The following is an 8,323-nucleotide window of genomic DNA, read 5'->3' as shown; positions in this document are numbered from 1 at the left end:
TCATCTATAGATATTTATTATTTAGCGACGACATTTGATTTTGAGGGTAGAAAATTACAAGAGGCTATTTACGAAACTCTTTCTAATCGTGGTACACCATATGAAAAAGGTTCTGTTGCTATAATATCACAATTAGCTAATGATGATGCAATTCAAAAACGATGGATCAACTTCTGCAAAAAAGTATTGAGATTTGAAATGAGTTTTGATTCAGTTATTAAGGTCATTATTGATTTTACGTTGCCGCCTTTTATGGCAATAATAAGTGAAGATGAGTTTTTTGGTATATGGAGTTCTAAAAAACGAAAATATTTATATAAGTAAATTGATAAAATATCAAATTTATGGTAGGAATATTAAAATAAAAGGCGAAAATCCTTCTAAATAATTACTTTGACAAATTTTATAAAACATTAAAAACTTTTTGATTTTTGCGATATTGAAAACAAATTTTGATATCGTTTGCGGTAATAATAAATTTATTTCATTAGCATAAGTTATAAATTTTTTATTGCAAAGGGGCTGTTAAAGGTTGGGGAAGGTGGAGATAGAAATATTATTAAAAATGGCAATTAAACTATTTATATATAAAAGATTCATATTTATTAGAAATAAACGTTAATGAACGTACTATAACACATAGATTAGCTATGTATTTACAGATGCTTTTTACTGATTATGATGTTGATTGCGAATATAATAGAGATTTTAGAGATAAAAAGAATATAAAATTTACTCAAGAAGAAGTGGAGAAAATGTTATCTGAAATTAAAGCACCATTTAAAGAGAAAATTAAAAAATTTTTAGAAGAAGATAATGAAGATTATTTAGAATGTAGTGTTTATCCTGATATAATAATACACAAGCGGAATTCTAATAATAATTTACTTGCAATTGAAGTTAAAAAACAATACTCTAATGAAAAAGATGATAAATTCGATGATCAGAAGTTAAAGAAATATACCCATGGTGACGGGTTTGGTTATAAGTATGGAGCATTTATCAAATTAGGTAAATCATGTGAAGAAAGTGATATTATTTGGTATAAAAATGGAATGCCCTATAATTATAATATAAATCCAGGTGATTGTATAATGAACATAAAAATAAGAGAAGCATTATTTAATGATTATAAATCAATAAGTATTCTTGTTAAAGAAGTGCATAGTCTACATGTTAAAAATAGGCGGGATGTGTATGCTGATGTGGAGAACCCATTTACGGAAGAAAGATTTAAGGAGATATTAGATGACGATAAAACAAAGATTTTTGTCGCTGAAAATAGTAATAATGAAATAATCGCTTACAGCATTATAGAAATAATGACTGCGAGAAATATTCCAATTCTTAAAGAGAGAAAATTTGTCTATATAGATGATTTATGTGTTAGCTCAAATCATAGAAGAAAAGGCGTAGGGAGAATGTTATTTAAGCATATTGTTGATTATGCAAAAAAATCAGGTGTAGATACACTTGAATTAACTGTATGGGAATTCAACAGCGATGCGATAAAGTTTTACGAAAATTTAGGTATGACGACAAAAAATAGAAGAATGGAATTGAAGATTAATTGATTATTTTACTGGAAAATAGTAAGATTAAATTGTAAAAAGTTAAATATAGAAATTAAGAATAATTCTGGTGTTATATGATGAAACTTCTTATAAAACTTACTGCATTGCTAATAACTTTTGTCGTGCTTTTAAATATTATTGCAGAGTTACAGGTGATTACATTTGCATATAATGCAAAACCGGTAAAATCTGATGCTATTATTGTCCTTGGATGTGCAGTTTACGGGAAAAATCCCAGTCCTTTTTTTAAGGAAAGGTTAAATGAAGCTATAAAACTTTATAAAGAGGGACTTGGTAAGTACATTATTGTATCTGGTGGTAAAGGACCTGGCGAGGATATATCTGAGGCAGAAGCAGGGAAGGAATATCTTTTGAAAAATGGTATAACTGATAATGTTGTATTAATGGATGACGGATCGTATTCAACATTACAAAACCTTGAAAATTCTAAGAAAATTATGGATAGAAAATCGCTAAAGAAAGCAATAATTGTATCAAACAAATTTCACCTGAAAAGGGCAAGCATGATTGCAAAAGAAGCAGGCATAAATGCAAGCTATTCAGGAGTATTTGTAAAAAGGTATTTTTATGAAGAAGCGTACGGCTTTTTACGAGAAGCACCTGCATTATTGTATATGTATTTTAGAATGCTAATAGAATAAAAGGCTTTCCTTTTCTCATAGGAGAAGGAAAGCCTTTTTTGGTGAAAGCGCACTTTATTTATTCGGTTGGTTTTATCATAAGCCCATTGTTGAAGTGGTTTAAACCGCTCATTAGATCGATAACTGATAAAAGCTCAACTATTTCTTCATCGGTTACGCCTGCTTCTTTTAATTTTTTGGTGTATGTGGTTATGCACATCTCACAATTGTTTAGAATTGACACGGTTAAAGCGACAAAAAGTTTTGTTTTAGAGTCGATTTTCCCCGGTCCCATTGCCACTTGAGATTTTTGAAGGAATAGCTTTAAATATTCTGGTTTATTTGCCATTGCTCGCATTGTTGGAGGAACAAACCCCATCTGATTTTCTATTTGCTCGAATATTTGCTGTACTTCTGGGTTTGCCTCTTCCTTGCTAACTAATTTAACACCTATAGCCATACTATCACTCCTAAAAATGAAATAATATATACCCCCCTCTATCATGGGGTACAACATAATGATACTACTATTCTATAATGAATGCAAGTACGGTGAAAATTTCAGCTTATGTAAGCTTTAAACAGCTAAAGAGATATCCGACATATAAGTTCCTGTTATGGTTTCTATAAATTTTTATTATTATACTCGTTAAATATTTGATGTTATAATTATATCAAAATATGTTAAATAATTTTCAATTTTCAAAGGAGGAGAGAACTTGGGATATCTAATTGAGAATAAAGATTTTGACGATATTTTAAATGTGCTGAAGAAAGATTATAAAATTTATGCACCGAAACGTTTTGAAAAGCGTGGCCGGTATTCTGACACAGATCTTATAAGATACGATGAGATAAAATCTTTGAAGGACATTGTATACGATGAAAAATCCGATTTTTCACCAAAAGAAGTTATATATCCAATAACACAAGCTTTGTTTTATTTTACAGAGGATGAGTACAGAGAAAGCAAGGTATTTGATAAAAAAATACTATTATTTGTAAGAGCTTGTGATATAAATGGCATAAGAAGACTTGATACGATTTTCCTCCAAAATGGTGATACAGAAGATATTTATTACAAAAGACTCCGTGAAAAAGTAAAATTCGTTTTGATGGAATGTAAAGATGGCTGGGATACCTGCTTCTGCGTTTCCATGAACTCCAATAAAACAGATAACTATAGTCTAGCGATAAGATTTAATAATGATAATGTAATGGTTGAAGTTAAAGATGATGAATTTATTGACATATTTAAAGATAAGAAAGAAATAGATTTTAAGCCTGAATTCGTAAAATCAAATCCGAAGGTTGTCCATGTTCCAGAAATAGACAATACAGATCTACTTAAAAAAGTATATGATCTTGACATGTGGGAAAGCTTTAATTCCCGCTGTATAAGCTGCGGTGCTTGTACTGCTGCTTGCATAACATGTAGCTGTTTTAATACAGTTGATTTAATTTACAGTGAAAATGCAAATGTTGGCGAAAGAAGAAGAGTGCAGGCAAGCTGTATGCACAAGGATTTTACAGAGATGGCGGGTGGTCATGTATTTAGAAAAACTGCCGGTGAAAGGATGAGATTCCGTACACTTCATAAAGTATATGATTATAAAGCTCGCTTTAAAACGGAAAACATGTGTGTCGGTTGTGGTCGCTGTGATGAAAGATGTCCAGAGTTAATATCCTTTTCGACAACGATAAATCGCTTATACGATGAAGTTGAAAAGTTGAAGTCGGGTAAAGGAGGCAGCATAAATGAATAATATTTTCATGCCTAAGCCATATAAGATACTTGAAATAGTTCATGAGACGAATTTGGAATACACATTTAGAGTTGAAGTTGATGTAAAAGCAGAGCATGGGCAGTTCTTTCAGATTTCCATTCCAAAGATAGGTGAAGCACCTATATCGATAAGCGCTATGGGTGACAATTGGATGGAATTTACTATAAGAAAAGTAGGAAAAGTAACAAATGAGATATTTAACTTATCTCCTGGCGATAAGATATTCATGAGAGGACCTTATGGTAATTCATTCCCTGTTAACAAATATAAAGGAAAAGACTTAGTTGTTATAGCTGGTGGTACAGGTGTATCGCCTGTTAGAAGCTTACTTAAGTATTTTTATGATAATTCGGAAGAAATAAAATCACTACACTTTATAGCAGGTTTTAAAGATGAAAATAGCGTCTTGTTTAAAGACGATTTAAATAATTTTAAGACAAAATTTAACACCATATATACTCTTGATAAGAAAAAAGTCGATGGATTTGAAGTTGGCTTGGTTACAGAGCATATAAGTAAAATACCATTTGATAGCTTTGGTGATTACAATGTCATTGTCGTTGGTCCGCCAGTGATGATGCATTTTACAGCATTAGAATTATTGAAAAATGGGGTACCAGAAGATAAAATTTGGGTTTCCTTTGAGAGAAAGATGTCTTGCGGAATTGGAAAATGTGGTCACTGCAAGATAAACGAGACGTATGTTTGCCTCGAAGGTCCTGTTTTTAACTACACAAAAGCGAAGGATTTACTTGATTAAATGTGGAGGTGTATGTAATGAACTATGATATAGATGTAAAAAAAGTCCGCAGAAATTGTTACAGGCAATCGAAAGTCCGCGGTGAATTCATGCTGCAGATGCGCGTTCCAGGCGGTGTAATGGATGCTAAATATCTGTCATATGTAGAGCATATTGCAAAAACATGGGGAAATGGACAATTTCATCTTGGCGTTAGACAAACTTTATCAATACCTGGAATAAAGTATGAATATATCGATGAAGTCAATAAGTATATAAAGACGTTTATTAAAGAGATAGAAGTAGACCTTTGTGGTGTTGACATGGAAGTAGATGACAATGGATATCCAACGATAGGTTCTAGAAACATTATGGCTTGCATAGGAAATAAACATTGCATAAAGGCAAATATAGACACAACATCACTTGCAAGAAAAATTGAAAAAATCATCTTTCCAAGTGATTATCATATAAAAGTAAGCATAGCCGGATGTCCTAATGACTGTGCAAAGGCTCATTTCAACGATTTTGGAATTATAGGCATTACAAAAACAGAATATGATTACGATCGCTGTATAGGATGTAAGAAATGTATCGAGGCTTGTAAACAACATGCTACAGGTGTTTTATACATGGTAAATGGAAAAATCGAGAAAGATTCGTGCTGCTGTGTTGGCTGTGGTGAGTGTGCACTTGTATGTCCTACAGGCGCTTGGTCTAGAAATCCTAAGAAATTCTACAGAGTCCTCATTGGTGGTAGAACCGGAAAACAGACACCTCGCATGGGAAAGATTTTCTTAAATTGGGTAACAGAAGATGTAGTGCTGGGCATACTTAAAAATTGGCAAGATTTCTCTGCGGAAGTATTGAATCATAAACCAGTATATCTCCATGGAGGTCACTTGATAGACAGGGCTGGATACAATAAATTTAAAGAGCTTATATTAAAGGGTGTAGAATTAAACCCTGAAGCTATGGTTGCAGATAGAATATTTTGGACAGAAACTGAATACAGGTCAAATATAAACGTTAAGCCTGTTTGTGATATTAAATAATTAGATTTTTAATCCCGATTACCTTTACAATTTTAGGGTTTTAAAGTATAATTAGATTAAATTTAATACTTGTGAAATTAGTTTGCGGGGGAACCATTTTGGTTGAGAAGGTAAAACCTGACCCTTAGAACCTGATGTAGTTAATACTACCGTAGGGAAGCAAGCTTTCGATTATAAAGCTTTACCATGCGGTAAGGCTTTTTTTATTCAATATTTTCGAATATAACCTTCTTCCTCCCTTCATTTTACAAGTATCAAAACAAAATGATTTATGAAAGGATGACTGCGATGAATTACACTACACAATTAGATGCGGCAAAAAAAGGAATTATTACAGAAGAGATGAATGTTGTGGCAGCAAAAGAAGACATTGAAGTGGATTTATTGCTGAGCAAAGTAGCTTCTGGTGAAGTAGTCATACCAGCAAATAAAAACCATGAAGCACTTAGTCCAGAAGGCGTAGGGACAGGGCTTAGAACAAAAATAAACGTAAACTTAGGTGTATCAAGGGACTGCAACAATGTGGATGCAGAATTAGAAAAGGCAAAAAAGGCGATAGAAATGAAAGCAGAGTCTATCATGGATTTAAGTTCATATGGCAAAACTTTTGAATTTAGAAACAGATTGATAGGTATTTCTACAGCCATGATAGGTACTGTTCCAGTATATGATGCTGTAGGATATTATGACAAAGATTTAAAAGACATTACACCTTCAGAATTTATAAAGATCGTCGAAAGGCATGCACAAGACGGTGTTGATTTTATGACTATCCATGCAGGCATCAACAGAGAGACGGCGGAAATTTTCAAAAGAAATGAAAGACTTCTAAATATCGTTTCTCGCGGAGGCTCTTTGTTATATACGTGGATGGAATTAAATGATAAGGAAAATCCTTTTTATGAGTATTTTGATGATATTCTTGACATATGTGCTGAGTACGATGCAACGATAAGCCTTGGCGATGCATTGAGGCCAGGCTGCATAAATGATTCCACAGATGCATGCCAAATAAAAGAGCTTATAACCCTTGGAGAATTAGCGAAAAGAGCTTATGAAAAGAATGTTCAAGTGATTATTGAGGGACCTGGTCATATGAGGCTAAATGAAATCGAAGCAAATGTTTTGTTGGAGAAAAAGCTATGTAATGGTGCGCCGTTTTATGTATTGGGGCCAATCGTAACAGATATTGCACCTGGATATGATCATATTACAAGTGCAATTGGTGGTGCAATTGCTGCAGCAAGTGGAGCGGATTTCTTGTGTTATGTAACACCAGCGGAACATCTGAGACTTCCAACGATTGAAGATATGAAGGAAGGCATCATTGCTTCTAAAATAGCTGCCCATGCAGCAGATCTGGCAAAAGGTATACGCAATGCAGAAAAATGGGATAATGATATGTCTTATGCCAGGAGAAAGCTTGATTGGGATGAAATGTTTAGATTAGCTATAGATCCTGAAAAGGCGAGAAGGTACAGGAGTGAATCTCTACCACATGATAGTGAAACATGTACAATGTGTGGAAATATGTGTGCTGTGAGAAACATGAATAAAGTTATTACAGGAGAAGATATAAGCCTGTTAAAGTAGAATTTTTAAAAATCGGGAGGATTGTAAATGAATATAAAAAAGATTACTTATTCAGCTATGCTGATTGCAATCGGCGTAGTCTTTGCAAATTTTGTATTTTTCCCTGTAGGTGTTTCGAAAACGACCCCTATACAGCATATAATTAATGTCATATCTGCAGTGACACTTGGCCCAGGATATGCAGTACTAATTGCGTTTTCAATATCCATAATCAGAAACATAATGGGCACTGGAACACTATTGGCTTTTCCCGGTAGCATGATTGGCGCTTTATTGGCAGGAATTTTATATAAATTGACAGGGAAAAAGATTTTAGCTGCATTAGGGGAGGTTTTTGGTACAGGGATAATAGGAGGTCTTGTGGCATTTCCAATAGCCAAATACATCATTGGTAAAGATGTGGGAGCATTTTTCTTTGTAACTCCATTTTTAATAAATACAGTGACAGGAAGCATCATAGCCCTTATTTTGCTTGAGGTTTTGGATAAGTCGAAAAAGGTCTATAAATAAAATATGGTAATTCGGTAAATTCCTAATTTTGTGATATAATGAACTTACAATCAAATAATAACAAATAATAATAAAAAGGGGGCTATAGTATGCCTGATTTTGGTACTCCATTTGCTGGACTTGCAAATAAAAACAAAATTACACATGAGGAGCTTATAAGAGCTATACGTTTTATGGTGGCAGCAGAGTATGAGGCGATTCAGTTATACATGCAATTGGCAGAGTCAACAGATAACAAATTAGCAAAAGACGTTTTAGTAGATATTGCAGACGAAGAAAGAGTGCATGCCGGAGAATTTTTGAGACTTTTGAAGGAATTATCTCCAGATGAAGAAAAACTGTATGAAGAAGGAGCAAAAGAAGTAGAAGAGATGATTGAAAAAAATAAATAAACTTTTATACATATATTGATATTTCAATGGAG

10 protein-coding genes and 1 riboswitch are annotated in these 8,323 nt (G+C 33.2%); of the genes, 9 read left to right on the top strand and 1 reads right to left on the bottom strand.

Features of this window, described 5'->3' with window-relative positions; translation table 11 throughout:
• From BVF91_RS08725 to BVF91_RS08715, 3 genes are all read left to right on the top strand, one after another.
• On the top strand, positions 1-324 hold a 324-nt coding region (locus tag BVF91_RS08725; protein ID WP_143588991.1), incomplete at its 5' end, for a nucleotidyl transferase AbiEii/AbiGii toxin family protein.
• 431 nt (positions 325-755) lie between these two features.
• Positions 756-1,574 carry a GNAT family N-acetyltransferase gene (locus tag BVF91_RS13505; RefSeq protein WP_240495858.1) on the top strand — a complete coding sequence of 273 codons (819 nt, stop codon included), beginning with the start codon at positions 756-758 and terminating at the stop codon, positions 1,572-1,574.
• 77 nt (positions 1,575-1,651) lie between these two features.
• A complete protein-coding gene (locus tag BVF91_RS08715) occupies positions 1,652-2,236 on the top strand; it encodes a YdcF family protein (RefSeq protein WP_085113031.1) in 585 nt (194 codons plus the stop codon).
• 58 nt (positions 2,237-2,294) lie between these two features.
• Here the strand turns inward: BVF91_RS08715 and BVF91_RS08710 are convergent, their stop codons facing one another.
• A complete protein-coding gene (locus BVF91_RS08710) occupies positions 2,295-2,675 on the bottom strand; it encodes a carboxymuconolactone decarboxylase family protein (protein WP_085113030.1) in 381 nt (126 codons plus the stop codon).
• 259 nt (positions 2,676-2,934) lie between these two features.
• Here BVF91_RS08710 and asrA point away from each other — a divergent pair, with 259 nt between their 5' ends.
• From asrA to encB, 6 genes are all read left to right on the top strand, one after another.
• Positions 2,935-3,981, top strand: coding sequence for an anaerobic sulfite reductase subunit AsrA (gene asrA / locus BVF91_RS08705; RefSeq protein ID WP_085113029.1), 1,047 nt, complete (start codon positions 2,935-2,937; stop codon positions 3,979-3,981).
• Positions 3,974-4,762: an anaerobic sulfite reductase subunit AsrB gene (gene asrB, locus BVF91_RS08700; protein WP_085113028.1), complete on the top strand. Its 789-nt coding sequence runs from the start codon at positions 3,974-3,976 to the stop codon at positions 4,760-4,762. Before asrA ends, asrB begins: the two co-directional genes overlap by 8 nt.
• Before the next feature lie 17 nt (positions 4,763-4,779).
• Entirely contained in the window at positions 4,780-5,796 is a 1,017-nt protein-coding gene (asrC, locus tag BVF91_RS08695; RefSeq protein WP_085113027.1) for a sulfite reductase subunit C, read from the top strand.
• A 76-nt stretch (positions 5,797-5,872) separates the two neighbouring features.
• A riboswitch (TPP riboswitch) is annotated at positions 5,873-5,972 on the top strand.
• A 112-nt stretch (positions 5,973-6,084) separates the two neighbouring features.
• On the top strand, positions 6,085-7,389 hold the full coding sequence (thiC, locus tag BVF91_RS08690) for a phosphomethylpyrimidine synthase ThiC (RefSeq protein ID WP_085113026.1): 1,305 nt from the start codon (positions 6,085-6,087) through the stop codon (positions 7,387-7,389).
• A 27-nt stretch (positions 7,390-7,416) separates the two neighbouring features.
• Complete coding sequence (gene thiW, locus BVF91_RS08685) at positions 7,417-7,899, top strand: energy coupling factor transporter S component ThiW (protein WP_085113025.1); 483 nt, start codon at positions 7,417-7,419, stop codon at positions 7,897-7,899.
• An 89-nt stretch (positions 7,900-7,988) separates the two neighbouring features.
• A complete protein-coding gene (gene encB / locus BVF91_RS08680) occupies positions 7,989-8,291 on the top strand; it encodes an encapsulin nanocompartment ferritin-likeEncB family encapsulin nanocompartment ferritin-like cargo protein cargo protein (RefSeq protein ID WP_085113024.1) in 303 nt (100 codons plus the stop codon).
• The last annotated feature ends 32 nt before the right edge of the window (positions 8,292-8,323 follow it).

This window comes from Thermoanaerobacterium sp. PSU-2 (assembly GCF_002102475.1).
Classification (GTDB): Bacteria; Bacillota; Thermoanaerobacteria; order Thermoanaerobacterales; family Thermoanaerobacteraceae; genus Thermoanaerobacterium.
Note: the sequence above shows the minus strand (reverse complement) of the source record. Positions and strands in the feature narration are given on the sequence as shown.

Excerpts from the sequence above, each read along its gene's own strand:
- BVF91_RS13505 (WP_240495858.1), top strand. The coding sequence starts at position 756 with ATGTTATCTGAAATTAAAGCACCATTTAAAGAGAAAATTAAAAAATTT.
- BVF91_RS08715 (WP_085113031.1), top strand. The coding sequence starts at position 1,652 with ATGAAACTTCTTATAAAACTTACTGCATTGCTAATAACTTTTGTCGTG.
- BVF91_RS08710 (WP_085113030.1), bottom strand. The coding sequence starts at position 2,675 with ATGGCTATAGGTGTTAAATTAGTTAGCAAGGAAGAGGCAAACCCAGAA.
- asrB (WP_085113028.1), top strand. The coding sequence starts at position 3,974 with ATGAATAATATTTTCATGCCTAAGCCATATAAGATACTTGAAATAGTT.
- asrC (WP_085113027.1), top strand. The coding sequence starts at position 4,780 with ATGAACTATGATATAGATGTAAAAAAAGTCCGCAGAAATTGTTACAGG.
- thiC (WP_085113026.1), top strand. The coding sequence starts at position 6,085 with ATGAATTACACTACACAATTAGATGCGGCAAAAAAAGGAATTATTACA.
- thiW (WP_085113025.1), top strand. The coding sequence starts at position 7,417 with ATGAATATAAAAAAGATTACTTATTCAGCTATGCTGATTGCAATCGGC.
- encB (WP_085113024.1), top strand. The coding sequence starts at position 7,989 with ATGCCTGATTTTGGTACTCCATTTGCTGGACTTGCAAATAAAAACAAA.